Raw genomic sequence first — 16779 nt, 5'->3', positions numbered from 1 at the left:
CGCATGACTGAAACGGCCGATGATCTGAGCGCCCCGCTCGGACGGGACAAGCCGCGCCGGAAACGCCGGCTGCGGCTGCCGTTCACGGCCATGCAGCTGCTCGCTGTCCTGCTCGGCCTGTTCCTGGTCAGCTTTGCCGGCTTCGCCATCTTCAACAAGGATCCGCTCGGCGGCGAGCCGATGACGCGGCTCGCGATCCGCGAGCCCAATGCCGCAGACAAGGCGGGTGATGACAAGCCGGCCGCTTCCGGCCACGGTCAGGACAGCAAGCAGGAGACGAAGCACGAGACCAAGGAGGCGCCGAAGCAGGCGGGCGAGCAGAAGACCGTCACCATGATCGACGGTTCCACCGGCACGCGCCACGACGTGGTGATCGGCGGCGATCCCGCCGGCAAGAGCGAGGCGGCCTCGGCCTCCGCACCGCCGCCCGTCATGGCCGGGATCGACCCAAAACTTCTCGAGAAATCGCGCTACGGCATGATCCCCGCGATTTCCGGCGACATCAAGCCGTTCAACGTCTATGCGGCGGATGCCGACCGCGCCAAGGCCGCCAAGATGCCGGTGGTCGCGATCCTGATCGGCGGCCTCGGCGTCGGCGCCGCCAAGACTACCGATGCCATCATGCGGCTGCCAGCGGCGGTGACGCTGGCCTTCACGCCTTATGGGTCCGATCCAGGAAAACTCGCCGAGCGCGCCCGCGCCCAGCGCCACGAGATCTTCCTCCAGATCCCGATGGAGCCCTATGACTTCCCCGACAACGATCCGGGGCCGCAGACGCTGCTGACGTCGCTCAGTGCCGACCAGAACATGGACCGGCTGTACTGGCATCTGAGCCGGATGCAGGGCTATGCCGGCCTCACCAATTTCATGGGCGCCCGCTTCATCGCAACGGAGCCGGCGATGCAGCCGATCATCCGCGAGGCGGCCAAGCGCGGCCTCGGCTTCTTTGACGACGGCTCCTCGCCGCGCAGCATTGCGCCCCAGGCCGCCGGCAGCCTGGCGATGCCGTTCGGCAAGGGCGATATCGCGATCGACGCGGTGCCGACCCCGGCCGAGATCGATCGCGCCCTGACCAAGCTCGAAGCGGCGGCGCGCGAGCGCGGCGTGGCCGTGGGCACCGCCTCCGCCCTCCCGGTCTCGATCGAGCGCATTGGCGCCTGGACCAAGACATTGGGCGACCGAGGTATCCTTTTGGTGCCATTGACAACCGCGATGCTGAAATCAAAATCCAGCTAAATCAACGGATTGGTACGGCACAGACCCGCGGGGCCTGCTTCAGCCTTACCGACAGCATGCGAGAGGTCTGGCGGAATGGCGCGTTACGAGGATCTGCCCTACCGGACCTGCGTCGGCGTGATGTTGCTCAACAAGGACGGACTGGTGTTCATCGGCCGGCGTGCCGGCGGCATCGAGCATGTCGACGACACCCATGTCTGGCAGATGCCGCAGGGCGGCGTCGATCCCGGCGAGGACAATTGGGAGGCCGCCAAGCGCGAGCTCTATGAGGAGACCAGCGTGCGTTCGGTCGAGCGGCTCGGCGAGGTTCCGGACTGGCTCACTTACGACATTCCCCGCACGGTCGCCGGGCGCACCTGGAAGGGCCGCTACCGCGGCCAGCGCCAGAAATGGTTCGCGGTCCGCTTCACCGGCAAGGACAGCGAGATCAACGTCGAAAAGCCCGGCGGCGGCCACAAGGCCGAGTTCGTGAGCTGGCGCTGGGAGCCGATGAGGAACCTGACTGGGCTGATCGTCCCGTTCAAGCGCCCGGTCTACGAGCGCGTGGTGAAGGAATTTTCCCCGCTGGCGCAGGATTAAGTTCAAGTCGCCGTTCCAGCTTGATGCTAATGCATCGCCTGAAATGACGACGAGAGATCCACGCGTGACAACTGAAAAACCCTACCGTCCCAATGTCGGAATCGCGCTGTTCAACGCCGATGGCCGCGTGCTGATCGGGCACCGCTTCAAGGGCGACGGCCCCGAGATCATCCTTCCGGGCTTGGACTGGCAGATGCCGCAGGGCGGCGTCGACGAGGGCGAGGATTTGCGCGACGCCGCGCTGCGCGAGCTCTGGGAAGAGACCAGCGTCAAGAGCGCAACCTATCTCGGCGAGACCGACTGGCTGACTTACGAATTCCCGCCCTATGACGGGCCGCAGACGCATCGGCTGGCGAAATTCCGCGGCCAGCGCCAGAAGTGGTTCGCGCTGCGCTTCACCGGCAAGGATGACGAGATCGATCCGCTGACGCCGCGCAACGGGCAGCCCGCCGAGTTCGACGCCTGGCGCTGGGAGCGGCTCGACCGCGTCCCCGACGTCGTGGTGCCGTTCCGCCGCCACGTCTACAGCGCCGTGGCGCAGCAGTTTGCGCGGTTCGCAAACTGAAAACGCGAAAACAACCCCATGCACAGTAGAACGGGGTTGAAATCATTAGAGAACTTTGCCCGGAAATTGCGTGAGCCTAGTTGATCGGTCCCACCGTGAACGGGCCGATCGCGATGACGTGGCAATCGCCGTCGCGCTTGGCGCAGTCGACGAGCGCGGAATTGACGGCGGACTGCTCGTCGGCGGCCCTCACACCGAGGCCCGGCCGGCCCGCGGTGCCGACCGCGACGGCGTTCCAGCCCATGCCATCGGCGAGCTTGCGCACCACCTCGTCGCGCGCATCGGCGACAATCGAGGCGTTGGACGCCGCGTGGAAGAAGCCGGTGATCCGGAGCAGGGTCGGGATCGGCACGACGAAATTCTCGTCGACCGCAACGACCAGGCAGGCGACGCTGGCGATCGCGCCGCACGATTCCAGCGAACGCCGCGCGGCATCGTCGGCGGATGATGCGCCCATCACCATGAAATATTGACCGCCCGGGCCGAGCGCGACCGCGCGGGATTTTGCCGCGGGCACGTACATGTTCTCGAGCCGGACCTTGGCGGGATCGCGCACCATCGGAAAGTCTTTCGAGGCGAAGGCGCGCTCGGTCATGGCATCATGCCGGACGAACGGTTGCGGCGGCATCGGCGGCTTGCCGTGCGTGTAGACGACGTTGTTGCCGACCGCATAGAGCTCGCAGCGCCGCGGCGACTGCGCGGCATCGGCGCGCTTCTGACACTGATCGAGTGCGGCGTTGCGCGCGGCTTCCTCGTTCGGCTGATTCAACGACGCGCCGGTGAAGCCGCCGACATTGAGCGCGAACGCCTTGTAGTCGCCGGCAGCGGAATAGTCGCCCGCCAGGTAGTTGCGGATGCGCTCGTTGATGAAGGGGACGCTGTCGGCGGGAAACTTGCCGGCCATCGGCGAAGCCGATGGTGCCGGCATGGGCATCGGCGCTTTCGCCGCCATGGTGGCTGATGGGCTTGGCGCTGTTGATGCAACCACGCTGGGCGCAGGGCTCGATACAGGGCTTGGCACGGTCGCTGCGATCGCCGGCGCCCTCGTGGTCTCGAGCTTGGTGAAATAGAGGAAGCCGCCGACGCCGATGGCGACGATGGAGACGACACCGACCACCAGCGGCCACATCCAGTTCGGCGCGGGCGCGGCCTTCGTCACCTTCTTGATCTGCGGCGTCGCGTAGCTGCCGTCCCCGCGCCGCATCGCCACCATGTAGGCGTGCACCGGCGTCGGGATGTTCTTGACCTCCTGCGCGCCGATATCGGCGAACTGCACCGACAGCTTGTTGGCGACCTGCTCGTGCACGGCGCGGGAGACGCAGATGCCGCCGACCTCGGCGAGGCCCTCGAGCCGGGCGGCGATATTGACACCGTCACCGAGCAGATCGCCGTCGCGCTCGACCACGTCGCCGATGGTGATGCCGATGCGAAACGACATCTGCCGGCTTGGCGGATAGGCCATGTTGCGGGTTCGCAAGGATTCCTGGATGTCGATCGCGCAGCGCACCGCGTCGACCGCGCTTGGAAATTCCGCGAGCACGGCGTCGCCCGCGGTATTGAAGATGCGTCCGCCCGCCCTGGCAATGAAATCGTCGACGACCTCGCGATAGGAGGCGAGACGCCGCAGCGTCTCCTCTTCGTCTTCCGCGACCAGTCGTGAATAGCCGGCAATATCGGCTGCGAAAATCGCTGCGATCTTGCGTTTCATCTGCGGCCGGCCCCCGGAACAAAGTTCGCGGGCGCAGAATGGCGCTATCGGCGGCGCGGTGCAACAAAGTTTCAGCGCCCGCCACTTCCGTGACGAGCGCTGAACTTATTCAGGAATTTGTAGCTTGAGCCCCGGCGCAGTGCACCGGGGCTTAGTGCATCGCCGTGCTGTTGAGCTGCTGCTGGATGCTCTTGAAGTGGTCGAGCCGCGCGATGGCTTGATCGAGCTCGTTGCCTTCGTGCTCCTTCAATCCCTCTTCCATCTCCGAGACGGTCGCGGCGAACTGGGCGCGGTCGAGCTCGGCCAGCGAGGTCGCGACGTCGGCGAGCACGGTCAGGCCCTTGTCGGAAACTTCGGCGATACCGCCGAGCACAATGATCTTCTCGTGCTTGCCGCCGGTGGTCACGGTGAGAATGCCGGGCCGGATCGCGGCCACGACCGGCGCATGTCCCGCCAGCACGCCGAAGTCACCTTCGACGCCGGGGATATCGACCTGGTCGACCTCGCCCGAGAAGGCGAGCTTTTCCGGCGAGACGAGATCGAAGTGGAAGGTGGCCATTGGAAACCTGCGAATGGTGGGTAGCGAATTGCGAATGGAGCGGGAGCAGCGCGACTAGTCGCTACTCCCTACTCGCCCTTCGCAGCTTAGGCCGCCTCGGCCGCCAGCTTCTTGCCCTTCTCGATCGCCTCTTCGATGGTGCCTACCATGTAGAAGGCGGCTTCCGGCAGGTGGTCATACTTGCCTTCGCAGAGGCCGCGGAAACCCTTGATGGTGTCCGCGAGGTCGACGAACTTGCCGGGCGAGCCGGTGAAGATTTCGGCGACGTGGAACGGCTGCGACAGGAAGCGCTCGATCTTGCGGGCGCGGGCCACCGTCAGCTTGTCCTCTTCCGAAAGCTCGTCCATGCCGAGAATGGCGATGATGTCCTGCAGCGACTTGTAGCGCTGCAGCACCTGCTGGACCTGACGCGCAGTGTCGTAGTGCTCCTGGCCGACGACGAGCGGCGAGAGCATGCGCGAGGTCGAGTCGAGCGGATCCACCGCCGGATAGATGCCCTTTTCCGAGATCGCGCGGTTCAACACCGTGGTGGCGTCCAAATGCGCGAACGAGGTGGCGGGCGCCGGGTCGGTCAAGTCGTCGGCCGGAACGTAAATGGCCTGCACCGAAGTGATCGAACCCTTCTGCGTGGTGGTGATGCGCTCCTGCAGCGCGCCCATGTCGGTGGCGAGCGTCGGCTGGTAACCCACGGCGCTCGGGATACGACCGAGCAGCGCCGACACTTCAGAACCGGCCTGGGTGAAACGGAAGATGTTGTCGACGAAGAACAGCACGTCCTGGCCCTGGTCACGGAAGTGCTCGGCGACGGTCAGACCGGTGAGGCCGACGCGGGCGCGGGCGCCGGGCGGCTCGTTCATCTGGCCGAACACCAGCGCGCACTTCGACTTGACGCTCGGATCCGGATTGTTCGGATCGGCGTTGACCTTGGACTCGATGAACTCGTGATAGAGGTCGTTGCCCTCGCGGGTACGCTCGCCCACGCCGGCGAACACGGAGTAACCACCGTGCGCCTTCGCGACGTTGTTGATCAGCTCCTGAATCAGCACGGTCTTGCCGACGCCGGCGCCGCCGAACAGGCCGATCTTGCCGCCCTTGGCATAGGGCGCGAGCAAGTCGACGACCTTGATGCCGGTGACGAGAATTTCAGCTTCGGTCGACTGGTCGGTGTAGCTCGGCGCTTCCTGATGGATGGCGCGCGTGCCCTCGGACTGGATCGGGCCGGCTTCGTCGATCGGCTCGCCGATCACGTTCATGATGCGGCCGAGCGTGCCCGCACCGACGGGAACCGAGATCGGCTGACCGGTGTCGGTCACTTCCTGGCCGCGGACCAGACCTTCGGTCACGTCCATCGCGATCGTGCGCACGGTGGACTCACCAAGATGCTGCGCAACTTCCAGCACGAGGCGGATGTTGCCGTTCCTGGTTTCCAACGAATTCAGAATGGCCGGCAGATGGCCTTCGAACTGAACGTCGACGACGGCGCCCATGACCTGGGTGACACGACCGACCTGGGTAGCTGCTGTAGCCATGAAGCTCTCCTTCGAAATTCTTTACTTGAACGACCGTCGTTTGGTTCGTGCGTCAGACCGCCTCGGCGCCGGAGATGATCTCGATCAGCTCCTTGGTGATCTGGGCTTGACGGGTTCGGTTGTAGATCTGGGTTTGCTTGCGGATCATTTCGCCCGCGTTGCGGGTGGCGTTGTCCATCGAGCTCATCTGGGCGCCGTAGAACGAGGCGTTGTTTTCCAGCAGCGCACGGAAAATCTGCACCGCGATATTCCGCGGCAACAGGCCGGAGAGGAGTTCGTCTTCCTCCGGCTCGTAGTCGTAGGACGTCGACGGCGCGTTCGCCGCCTTTTCTTCCACGGTCAGCGGAATGATCTGCTGCGCGGTCGGGACCTGGGCAATTACCGACTTGAACTGCGCGTAGAACAGCGTGCAGACGTCGAATTCGCCGTTGTCGAAGCGGGCCAGAACCTTCTTGGCGATGTCCTCGGCGTTGACGAAGCCGAGCTGACGAACGCCGCGCAGGTCGAGATGCTCGACGATCTGCTTGTCGTACAGGCGGCGGAGCTGCTCGTAGCCCTTGCGTCCGACGCAGAAGAATTTGACCTCCTTGCCCTGCGCCATCAGCGACTGGGCGCGCTCGCGCGCGAGGCGCACGATCGAGGAGTTGAAGGCGCCGGACAGGCCGCGCTCGCCGGTGCAGACCAGCAGCAGGTGAACCTGGTCCTTGCCGGTGCCGGCCAGCAGCACCGGCGCGCCGGGCGAACCGGCGGCAGCGCTGGCGATGTTGGAGATCACCGCGCTCATCTTGTCGGCATAGGGCCGCGCCGCCTCGGCTGCTTGCTGGGCGCGTCGCAATCGGGATGCCGCGACCATTTGCATGGCCTTGGTGATCTTCTGCGTCGCCTTGGTGGAGGCGATGCGGACGCGCATGTCTTTAAGTGACGCCATTCTTCGTTCACCCCGGCGGTTCGATCCCTTGGATCAAGCCGCTAGCCTATCCCAGTCGTCATGCCCGGGCGTGTCCCGGGCATCCACGTCTTCGTTTCCATGCAGTGAGGCACGGAAGGCCGGGACAAGAAGCCCGGCCTTGCGACCGTTCTCTTATGCGAAGCTCTTGGCGAAACCTTCGACCACCGACTTCAGCTTGGCGGCGGTGTCGTCGGAGAGATCGCGGCTGTCGCGGATCGCGTTGAGGATCTCGACATTCTTGCCGCGCAGCAGCGACAACAGACCGTCCTCGAACGCACGCACCTTGTTGACCGGAAGCGGATCGAGATAGCCGTTGGTGCCGGCCCAGATCACGCAGACCTGCTCTTCCATCTTCAGTGGCGCGAACTGCGGCTGCTTCAGCAGCTCGGTGAGACGCGAGCCGCGGTTGAGCAGGCGCTGGGTCGAGGCGTCGAGATCGGAGCCGAACTGCGCGAACGCCGCCATTTCGCGGTACTGCGCCAGCTCGCCCTTGATCTTGCCGGCGACCTTCTTGGTGGCCTTGGTCTGCGCCGAGGAGCCGACGCGCGACACCGACAGACCGACGTTCACCGCGGGGCGGATGCCCTGGAAGAACAGGTCGGTTTCGAGGAAGATCTGGCCGTCGGTGATCGAGATGACGTTGGTCGGAATGTAGGCCGACACGTCGTTGGCCTGGGTTTCGATGACCGGCAGAGCCGTCAGCGAGCCCGAGCCCTGGTCCTTGTTCAGCTTCGCCGCGCGCTCGAGCAGGCGGGAATGCAGATAGAACACGTCGCCCGGATAGGCTTCGCGGCCCGGCGGGCGGCGCAGCAGGAGCGACATCTGGCGGTAGGCGACGGCCTGCTTGGACAAATCGTCATAGATGATGACGGCGTGCATGCCGTGGTCGCGGAAGTACTCGCCCATGGTGCAGCCGGTGAACGGCGCGATGTACTGCATCGGCGCCGGATCGGACGCGGTGGCGGCGACGATGATCGAATATTCGAGCGCGCCCTGCTCTTCCAGCACCTTCACGAACTGGGCAACGGTCGAGCGCTTCTGGCCGATCGCGACGTAGACGCAATACAGCTTGATGTTCTCGTCCGGCTGCGCGTTGAGCGGCTTCTGGTTGAGGATGGTGTCGAGCGCGATCGCGGTCTTGCCGGTCTGACGGTCGCCGATGATCAGCTCGCGCTGGCCGCGGCCGATCGGGATCAGGGCGTCGATCGCCTTGAGGCCGGTCGCCATCGGCTCGTTCACGGACTTGCGCGGAATGATGCCGGGCGCCTTGACGTCGACGCGCATGCGCTTGTCGGCCTGGATCGGGCCCTTGCCGTCGATGGGATTGCCGAGCGCGTCGACGACGCGGCCGAGCAGGCCCTTGCCGACCGGCGCGTCCACGATGGCGCGGGTGCGCTTGACGGTCTGACCTTCCTTGATCTCGCGGTCGGCGCCGAAGATAACGATACCGACGTTGTCGGTTTCGAGGTTCAGCGCCATGCCGCGGGTGCCGTTCTCGAACTCGACCATTTCACCGGCCTGGACGTTATCCAGACCGTAAACGCGGGCGATACCGTCACCGACGGACAGCACCTGTCCGACTTCGGAGACTTCAGCTTCCTGGCCGAAATTCTTGATTTGGTCCTTGAGGATCGCGGAAATTTCCGCGGCGCGGATGTCCATCAGCCTGCCTCTTTCATCGCGTGCTTGATCGAATTGAGTTTGGTGCGAAGCGAACTATCGATCATCCGGCTGCCAAGCTTGACCACGAGGCCACCGATGATCGAGGGATCGACCTTCACGTTGAGCGCGACGTCCTTGCCGGTCACCGACTTCAGGGCAACCTTGAGGGCGTCGAGATTCTTGTCCGAGAGCGCCTCCGCCACGGTGACGTCGGCCGTGGCCTCGCCCTTGAATTTGGCGACCAGGGCGCGATAGGCGCGGATGACGTCAGCCACCGCGAACAGGCGGCGGTTGGCGGTCAGCACTTTCAGGAAATTGGCGGAGATGCCGGCGATGCCCGCCTTGTCCAGCACGGCCGAGAGGGCCCTGGACTGGGCGTCGGCCGCGAAAACCGGGCTGCGAACGAGGCGCTTCAGATCGGCGCTTTCGTTGAGCATGCCCTCGAATTTCTCGAGATCGGCTTTGACCTCGTCGACCACTTTCTGGTCGCGGGCCAGTTCAAACAAGGCCGTTGCATAACGGCCCGACACACCGGAAACGGACGTATCTTCTGCAGCCACAGACATGCTCTTTTTGCTGTCAAACTCGCAAGGGAAAAACCGTCGCCACAAAGCGGCGCCTAGCGATCCAAGCCCTTGGAATTCAAGCGGGACTTCGATTTTCGACCCCGCACGGAAGTGCCGGGCTCGTTAAAATCGCGGCTTTGCTAACATAGCAGGCGCGCACGTGCAACATGACGCCAAATTAAAGGCATGACGTTCTGTCGCCAGTTCGTCGCAGTCCACGACGACGCGACGACGACCTGCCACGCCGCGGAATTGCCACAGCGCTTAAGCCAGCCCATGAGTCGAGGCCGGCGATTTGTTCCTGCCCTCAGCGCATAGCGGCCATGAACACAGATCGCTGAGGCGTGATTCCGAGCACATTCGCTTCACTCGCCGAATACTTACCCAATTCTAAATGCGGGAAGCGATAACTTCGTTTTACAGTATTTGTAAGTAATATAGAGGTTAATGAATCGTTAAAATCCAAGATTACGGAATATCGGCCGAATATCCCCGCCGGTAACAAGATATTACATGAAGACACAGAACGGATTTACTGCCCAATTCACGCCTCATTAGGAATCGAAACGCGGTCCCGCTCGCAAACTTACGGGGGCTCCACTTGCCACATATGTGGCAATACTAGCTTAGGGACCAATATATGCTTTGTTTGAAGACGCTGGGCTCTGTGACCCGGCCGCGTAAGGCGATCGCCTTTGTTGCCGCAACTCTTCTCATCGGTGGAACTGCCACCGAAGCTTCCGCCAAATCCCGCCATCACCATCGGTATTCCCACCATCATCACCGCCACCACGCCCAGAACGACGCCAACACGACCTCCGATTGGCGTAACGCCAATGCGTCGATGACGCCGTCGCAGGGCACCGGACGTTCCTTCTCCGGCATGGCTTCCTTTTACGGCAACGAGTCCGGCAGCAGGACCGCCTCGGGCCAGCGCTTCAACCAGAACGCCATGACCGCGGCGCACCGTTCGCTGCCGTTCGGCACCAAGCTGCGGGTCACCCATGGCGGCTCCAGCGTCATCGTCACCATCAACGACCGTGGCCCGTTCATTCGCGGCCGTGTCCTCGACCTCTCCGCGGGCGCTGCCCGCGCCATCGGCCTCACCGGCGCCGGCGTCGGCCGCGTCACCGCGGAAGTCGTCTCCTAAGACGCGCGACGCGTGAAACAAGCCCGCCGTCTTGGGGGACGGCGGGCTTTTTCTATTCTTTCGTCATTGCGAGCGAAGCGCAGCAATCCAGTCTGTCACCGCGGAAACAGACTGGATTGCTTCGTCGCAAGGGCTCCTCGCAGCGACGGGGAGAGAGCGGTGGCCTACAAAAAGCTCTGCGGATCGACGTCGACTTCGAGCTTTTGATTGCCCTTCGGCTTCGGGCATGCGGCAAGCCAGTTGCGCAGATAATCCGACAGGTCGAAGCCGCGCGCGGATTTCACCAGAATGCGGAAGCGGTAGCGGCCCTTGATGACCGCGAGCGGGGCTTCCGCCGGGCCCAGCACCACCACGCGCTCATCGCGCGGCGCGAGCGCGACGAGGTGGCGGCCAAAGCCTTCGGCGCTCGGCCGGTCGCCGGCGGAAATGATCAGGCTCGCGAGCCGCCCGAACGGCGGATAGAGCGTGCGTTCGCGCAAATCGATCTCGCTGTCGTAGAAGGCTTCGCGGTCGCAGGCGATCAGCGCCTTCATCACGGGATGATCGGGCTGGTGGGTCTGGAGATAGCCGACGCCACGGCCCTGCTCGCGGCCGGCACGGCCGATCACCTGGTTGAGCAATTGCCAGGTGCGTTCCGAGGCGCGCGGATCGCCATTGGACAGGCCGAGATCCGCATCGACCACGCCGACGAGATTGAGCCGCGGGAAATTGTGGCCCTTGGCGACGAGCTGGGTGCCGATGATGACGTCGACGCGGCCCTCCGCGATGTCATTGAGTTCCGAGCGCATCGTCTCGACCGAGGTGATGAGATCGCTCGACAGCACCATGGTGCGCGCCTCCGGGAACAGCGCCGCCGCCTCCTCCTGCAAGCGCTCGACACCGGGCCCGACCGCGACCAGCGATTCCTCCGCCGCGCAATGCGGGCAGGTTTGCGGGCGCGGCATCGAGAAACCGCAATGGTGACAGACGAGGCGCTGGCGGAAGCGATGATCGACCAGCCAGGCGTCGCAGATGGTGCAGGCGAAGCGATGGCCACAGGCGCGGCACAGCGTCAACGGCGCATAGCCGCGGCGATTGAGGAACAAGAGCGCCTGCTCGCGCCGCTCGATCGCGGTCCTGATCTCGGACGCCAGCCGCGGCGAGATGAAGCGGCCGCGCGCCGGCGGCTCGCGGCGCATGTCGATAGCCTCGATATGCGGCATGTGCTGGCCGCCGAAGCGCGACGGCAGCGCGATGCGCTGATAGCGGTTCTTGCGCGCATTGACCTCGGATTCGACCGACGGCGTCGCCGACGCCAGCACGATCGGAACCTTTGCGATATGGGCGCGCACCACCGCCATGTCGCGGGCGTGATAATGCACGCCCTCGTCCTGCTTGTAGGCCTGGTCGTGCTCTTCATCGACCACGATGAGGCCGAGATTGGCGTAGGGCAGAAACAGCGCCGAGCGCGCGCCGACCACGACCGGCGCGCTGCCCTCGGAGATCGCCGCCCAGTTGCGCGCGCGGGTGCGCGGCGTCAGCTCGGAATGCCATTCCAGAGGGCGCACGCCGAAACGCTGCGCGAAGCGGTCGAGGAACTGGCCGGTGAGCGCGATCTCCGGCATCAGGATCAGCGATTGTTTTCCGCGGCGGATCGCCTCGGCCACGGCTTCGAAGTAAACCTCGGTCTTGCCCGAGCCGGTGACGCCGTCGAGCAGCGCGACGTGAAAGCTGCCGTTGGCCGCGAGCGCGCGCATGGCATCGACCCCGGCGCGCTGGAGCGGCGAAAAATCCGGCCGGCTGAAATCCGGATTCGGTGCCGGTGGCGGCGGAGGCGGCGGCATCGGCTCGACCGTGAGCGTGCCTTCGTCGACGAGGCCGTCGATCACGCCGGCCGAAACGCCGGCCTCCTTGGCCGCCTCGGATTTGCCGTGCAGCAGCCGGTCCGACAGTACCTCGATCAGGCGCTGCCGCGCCGGCGTCAGACGTTTTGGCGGATCGCCGACCAGGCGGACGCCGGCACGCACCCGCTCGGGGCCGAGGTTCTCGCCCATTCGCAGGCACATGCGCAGCACCATGCCGCGCGGGCTCAGCGTGTAATTGGCGATCCAGTCGACGACCGCACGCAACTCGGGCTTCAGCGGCGGGATGTCGAGCTTTTCGCTGACCTCCTTGAGGCGGTTGTGCAAGCGCGGATCCGGATTGGCGTTTTCGGCCCAGACCACGGCGAGCACCTCGCGCGGGCCGAGCGGCACGCCGATGATATCGCCCGCCTTCAGCTCCATCCCACGCGGCACCTTGTAGGAATAGGTCTGGTCGAGCGCGACCGGCACCAGCACGTCGACCATGCGGGTCGCGTTGGCGGAGACGGCGTTGCTGCGCGACGTGTGATCCATGGAGGGGGAATCGGAACCCGGGGCTTCAAGGCTAGCGCCCGGAGGCGACCTTAGCGAACGATAAACGAGTGTGATGCGATATACTGAGTGGAATCACCACGTCCAGAGCGCATGAGCAAAGCGGCCGCCCCCCAAATCGAGCTCGCCAGCGCCGATCCTGGTATCGCGCAGGAGATGACGCGCTGGCTGTCGCATCTCGGCGCGGAGCGGCGGCTGTCGCCGAAGACGCTGGAAGCCTATGCCCGCGATTTGCGGCAGTGCCTGAATTTCCTCTGCGGCCATTGGGGCGAGCGGGTGACGCTGAAGCGGTTCGCTGCGCTGGAGGCCACCGATATAAGGGCCTTCATGGCGATGCGCCGTGCCGACGATATTGCCGGGCGCTCGCTGATGCGCGCACTCGCGGGCCTGCGCTCGTTCGGCCGCTTCCTCGAACGCGAAGGCAAAGGCAAGGTCGGGGCGCTCTCGGCGATCCGCGCGCCGAAAGTCGCCAAGAGCCTGCCAAAGCCGCTGCCGATGGCGTCGGCCAAACGTCTTGCGGACGCCGACGAGCGCGCCGGCGAGGATCGCGAGAGCTGGATTTTGGCGCGCGATGCCGCGGTGATGGCTCTCCTCTACGGCTCGGGCCTGCGCATCTCCGAAGCGCTGGGGCTGACGCGCCGCGAGGTGCCGCGTCCCGGCGAGGGCGACGTGCTGATCGTAACTGGCAAAGGCAACAAGACCCGCATGGTGCCGGTGCTCCAGAACGTGCTCGCACTGGTGCAAGACTATGTCGCGATTTGCCCGTATCCGCTGCCGGCCGAGGGCCCGATCTTCGTCGGCGCGCGCGGCGGGCCCTTGAGCCCGCGTATCATCCAGCTCGCGATGGAGCGGCTGCGCGGCGCGCTCGGCCTGCCCGACAGCGCCACGCCGCACGCGCTCCGGCATTCCTTCGCGACGCATCTGCTGTCACGCGGCGGCGATTTGCGCGCGATCCAGGAATTGCTCGGCCATGCCTCGCTCTCGACCACGCAGATCTATACCGGCATCGATTCCGAGCGGCTGCTGGAAGTCTATGCCAGCGCGCATCCTCGGCGGTGATGCTGACATGAAGCTGTCATAGCAAGCCTCTGGGCGCGCATGCCTCTTGCGCGGCGCCCGCGGTTCGGTCAATCGTGGGAACCGAGCCAGGAGGGATTTATGAGCGCACATGAAAGCATGGAGCATGCCGAGCACGCCGAACACGCGTCCGGCTCGAACAAGAAGATCGCGCTCCTGATCGCCGTTCTGGCGCTGTTCCTGGCGATCTCCGAGACGCTCGGCAAGGGCGCCCAGACCGAATCGATCAGCAAGAACGTCGAGGCTTCCAACCTCTGGGCCTTCTTCCAGGCCAAGAGCATCCGCCGCACGGTGGTGCAGACCGCGGCCGAGCAGGGCAAGCTGACGTTCGGCGCCGCGACCGACGAGGCCACCAAGGCCGCGGCTCAGAAGCAGATCGAGGACTGGCAGAAGACCGCGCAGCGCTACCGCTCCGAGCCGGAGACCGGCGAAGGCACCGAGCAGCTGGCCGAAAAGGCCAAGCACGCCGAGCATGAGCGCGACGAGGCGACTGCGAAATATCATCACTTCGAGCTGGCGTCCGCCGCCTTCCAGATCGGCATCGTGCTGGCCTCAGCCACCATCATCACCGGCATGCTGCCGCTCGCCTGGATCGCGGGCCTGCTGTCGCTTGCCGGACTTGGGATGACCGTGCTCGGCGCATGGTCGCCGCATCTGCTGCATTTGCATTGAGGGGATGAGGCCACATACTCCGCTGTCATGCTCCGCGAAGGCGGGGCATCCAGTACGCCGCGGCCTCTCGATTCTAGCCTCACTGTCTCTGGAATACAGGATTGCCCGCCTTCGCGGGCAATGACACTGAACAAGTGGCGACGCTCAACGCGCTTCGTGCACGCTCTTGCGAAAACGCTGGATCAGGCGGAGCGTGCGGGAGGACCAGCCTTCGCCGTTGCCGGCGATCAGCTCGCGGATGCGCCGCTTGACCGGATCGACCAGCTCGGCGGCCTTGGCACGCAGCTTCAGCACCAGATCATAGAGCCGCTCGAACCAGGCCATCTCCATCAGCTTGTCGCGCGTCACGTCGAACACGAAGGCGGTGACGCCGACCCCGAGCAGCTTTGCGAACACGATGGTGAAGACCGCGCTGGTCCAATATTCGTGCGTGAGCAGCCACAGGCCGACCAGCTTGAGCGGAAACAGCGGGATGATGGGCACGGCGAACACGATCAGCGTCATCGCCGGCGACAGCGCATCAACGCGGTCCGACAGCCATTGCTTGAACCGCGCGAGCGGAACAATTGCGACAACGCGCGCAACGATCGGTTCGAGATGGTCCCACAGCCAGGCTTCGATCAGGAAGATGATCGCAAGCAGGACCCAGACCGGTTGAAGCAGGCGGCGTAGCATGTGTTTCCCGCCCGATTCGGCGCTGGGCGCGACCTACATATGGATGGCCCGCTTGCCGACTGCAAGCGCGGCTTCCTTGATGGCCTCCGAGCGGGTCGGGTGCGCGTGGCAGGTGCGCGCGAGATCCTCCGCGCTGCCGCCAAACTCCATGAGAACGGCCGCCTCATGGATCATTTCGCCGGCTTCGCGGCCGATAATGTGCACGCCGAGCACGCGATCGGTCTTCGCATCTGCGAGAATCTTCACAAAGCCGTCGGTGGTCTGGTTGACCTTGGAGCGGCCGTTGGCGGTAAAGGGAAACTTTCCGACGGTATAGGCCACGCCCGCCTGCTTCAGCTCCTCCTCGGTCTTGCCGACGGAGGATACTTCCGGCGTGGTATACACGACGCCTGGGATAACATCGTAGTTCACGTGGCCGGCCTGCCCGGCGATGATCTCGGCAACAGCGACGCCTTCATCTTCGGCCTTGTGCGCGAGCATCGGGCCCGCGACGACGTCGCCGATGGCATAGACGCCCTTCACGCTGGTGGCGAAGTGCGGATCGATCTGCACGCGGCCGCGATTGTCGAGCGCCACGCCGGCTTCCTTCAGGCCCAGCCCCTCCGTGTACGGCACACGGCCGATACAGACGAGAACGACGTCGGCTTCCAGCGTCTCGGCAGCGCCGCCCGCGGCGGGCTCGACCGTCGCCTTCAGCGTCTTGCCGGAGGTGTCCACGCCCGTGACCTTGGCACCCAGCTTGAACGTAAAGCCCTGCTTCTCCAGGATGCGCTGGAATTGCTTGGCGATCTCGCCGTCCATGCCGGGCAGGATGCGGTCGAGGAATTCGACGACGACCACTTCGGCGCCGAGACGGTGCCAGACCGAGCCGAGCTCGAGGCCGATCACGCCGGCGCCGACGATCAGCAGCTTGCCGGGGACCTTGTCCAGCGACAGCGCGCCGGTTGACGACACGATGCGCGTCTCGTCGATCTCGATGCCCTTGAGGCGCGCGATGTCCGAGCCGGTCGCGATCACGATGCTCTTGGTTTCGATCACCTGCGACTTGCCGTCGGCGGAGACTTCGACCTTGCCGGTGCCGAGGATCTTGCCGGCGCCCTTGAGCACGTCGATCTTGTTCTTCTTCATCAGGAACTCGACGCCCTTGACGTTGCCGTCGATGCCCTGCTGCTTGAAGTTCATCATCGCAGGCAGATCGAGCTTCGGCGCGGAGACGCTGACGCCCATCTTGGCGAAGGAATGCCCGGCCTCCTCGAACATTTCGGAGGCGTGCAGAAGCGCCTTGGACGGCATGCAGCCGACATTGAGGCAGGTGCCGCCGAGCGTCGCGTTCTTTTCGACCACGGCGACTTTCATGCCGAGCTGCGCTGCACGCACCGCGCAGACATAACCGCCCGGTCCGGTGCCGATGACGACGAGATCGTATGCCATGAGAGAAAGTCCCGTAAGTTTAGCGTTG

15 protein-coding genes are annotated in these 16779 nt (G+C 64.8%); 6 read left to right on the top strand and 9 right to left on the bottom strand.

Annotated features, from left to right (window positions below; translation table 11 throughout):
* The first annotated feature begins 3 nt into the window (after window positions 1-3).
* The 3 genes from IVB41_RS35405 to IVB41_RS35395 all read left to right on the top strand — a co-directional run bounded on the left by IVB41_RS35405 (window position 4) and on the right by IVB41_RS35395 (window position 2380).
* Window positions 4-1236, top strand: coding sequence for a divergent polysaccharide deacetylase family protein (locus tag IVB41_RS35405; RefSeq protein WP_247439440.1), 1233 nt, complete (start codon window positions 4-6; stop codon window positions 1234-1236).
* 75 nt (window positions 1237-1311) lie between these two features.
* Window positions 1312-1815: an RNA pyrophosphohydrolase gene (locus tag IVB41_RS35400; RefSeq protein ID WP_027566418.1), complete on the top strand. Its 504-nt coding sequence runs from the start codon at window positions 1312-1314 to the stop codon at window positions 1813-1815.
* Between the two features lie 64 nt (window positions 1816-1879).
* Window positions 1880-2380, top strand: coding sequence for an RNA pyrophosphohydrolase (locus tag IVB41_RS35395; RefSeq protein ID WP_027566417.1), 501 nt, complete (start codon window positions 1880-1882; stop codon window positions 2378-2380).
* A 76-nt stretch (window positions 2381-2456) separates the two neighbouring features.
* Here IVB41_RS35395 and IVB41_RS35390 read toward each other — a convergent pair whose 3' ends face one another.
* From IVB41_RS35390 to IVB41_RS35365, 6 genes are all read right to left on the bottom strand, one after another.
* Window positions 2457-4088 carry an adenylate/guanylate cyclase domain-containing protein gene (locus IVB41_RS35390; protein ID WP_247439438.1) on the bottom strand — a complete coding sequence of 544 codons (1632 nt, stop codon included), beginning with the start codon at window positions 4086-4088 and terminating at the stop codon, window positions 2457-2459.
* Between the two features lie 151 nt (window positions 4089-4239).
* Window positions 4240-4647 carry a F0F1 ATP synthase subunit epsilon gene (locus IVB41_RS35385; RefSeq protein ID WP_027566415.1) on the bottom strand — a complete coding sequence of 136 codons (408 nt, stop codon included), beginning with the start codon at window positions 4645-4647 and terminating at the stop codon, window positions 4240-4242.
* An 86-nt stretch (window positions 4648-4733) separates the two neighbouring features.
* Window positions 4734-6176, bottom strand: a complete 1443-nt coding sequence (atpD, locus tag IVB41_RS35380; RefSeq protein WP_027566414.1) for a F0F1 ATP synthase subunit beta — start codon at window positions 6174-6176, stop codon at window positions 4734-4736.
* Between the two features lie 52 nt (window positions 6177-6228).
* Window positions 6229-7104 carry a F0F1 ATP synthase subunit gamma gene (locus IVB41_RS35375; RefSeq protein WP_027515012.1) on the bottom strand — a complete coding sequence of 292 codons (876 nt, stop codon included), beginning with the start codon at window positions 7102-7104 and terminating at the stop codon, window positions 6229-6231.
* Window positions 7105-7257: 153 nt separating this feature from the next.
* Entirely contained in the window at window positions 7258-8787 is a 1530-nt protein-coding gene (gene atpA, locus IVB41_RS35370; RefSeq protein ID WP_247439437.1) for a F0F1 ATP synthase subunit alpha, read from the bottom strand.
* Complete coding sequence (locus tag IVB41_RS35365) at window positions 8787-9347, bottom strand: F0F1 ATP synthase subunit delta (protein WP_027566412.1); 561 nt, start codon at window positions 9345-9347, stop codon at window positions 8787-8789. The genes atpA and IVB41_RS35365 overlap by 1 nt, the downstream gene beginning before the upstream one ends.
* A 646-nt stretch (window positions 9348-9993) precedes the next feature.
* Here IVB41_RS35365 and IVB41_RS35360 point away from each other — a divergent pair.
* Window positions 9994-10503 carry a septal ring lytic transglycosylase RlpA family protein gene (locus tag IVB41_RS35360; protein WP_247439434.1) on the top strand — a complete coding sequence of 170 codons (510 nt, stop codon included), beginning with the start codon at window positions 9994-9996 and terminating at the stop codon, window positions 10501-10503.
* A gap of 164 nt (window positions 10504-10667) precedes the next feature.
* Here IVB41_RS35360 and IVB41_RS35355 read toward each other — a convergent pair whose 3' ends face one another.
* Window positions 10668-12878, bottom strand: coding sequence for a primosomal protein N' (locus tag IVB41_RS35355; RefSeq protein WP_247439432.1), 2211 nt, complete (start codon window positions 12876-12878; stop codon window positions 10668-10670).
* Between the two features lie 111 nt (window positions 12879-12989).
* Here IVB41_RS35355 and IVB41_RS35350 point away from each other — a divergent pair, with 111 nt between their 5' ends.
* Both IVB41_RS35350 and IVB41_RS35345 read left to right on the top strand, forming a co-directional pair.
* Window positions 12990-13955 carry a tyrosine recombinase XerC gene (locus IVB41_RS35350; RefSeq protein WP_247439430.1) on the top strand — a complete coding sequence of 322 codons (966 nt, stop codon included), beginning with the start codon at window positions 12990-12992 and terminating at the stop codon, window positions 13953-13955.
* A 99-nt stretch (window positions 13956-14054) separates the two neighbouring features.
* Window positions 14055-14645, top strand: a complete 591-nt coding sequence (locus IVB41_RS35345) for a DUF4337 domain-containing protein (protein ID WP_247284916.1) — start codon at window positions 14055-14057, stop codon at window positions 14643-14645.
* Window positions 14646-14789: 144 nt separating this feature from the next.
* Here the strand turns inward: IVB41_RS35345 and IVB41_RS35340 are convergent, their stop codons facing one another.
* On the bottom strand, window positions 14790-15320 hold the full coding sequence (locus IVB41_RS35340; RefSeq protein ID WP_027566406.1) for a hypothetical protein: 531 nt from the start codon (window positions 15318-15320) through the stop codon (window positions 14790-14792).
* 33 nt (window positions 15321-15353) lie between these two features.
* Complete coding sequence (gene lpdA, locus IVB41_RS35335; protein ID WP_247439429.1) at window positions 15354-16751, bottom strand: dihydrolipoyl dehydrogenase; 1398 nt, start codon at window positions 16749-16751, stop codon at window positions 15354-15356.
* Between the last annotated feature and the right edge of the window lie 28 nt (window positions 16752-16779).

This window comes from Bradyrhizobium sp. 44 (assembly GCF_023073095.1).
Classification (GTDB): domain Bacteria; phylum Pseudomonadota; class Alphaproteobacteria; order Rhizobiales; family Xanthobacteraceae; genus Bradyrhizobium.
The sequence above is the reverse complement of the archived record's forward strand: the minus strand, read 5'-3'. Positions and strand labels throughout refer to the sequence as shown.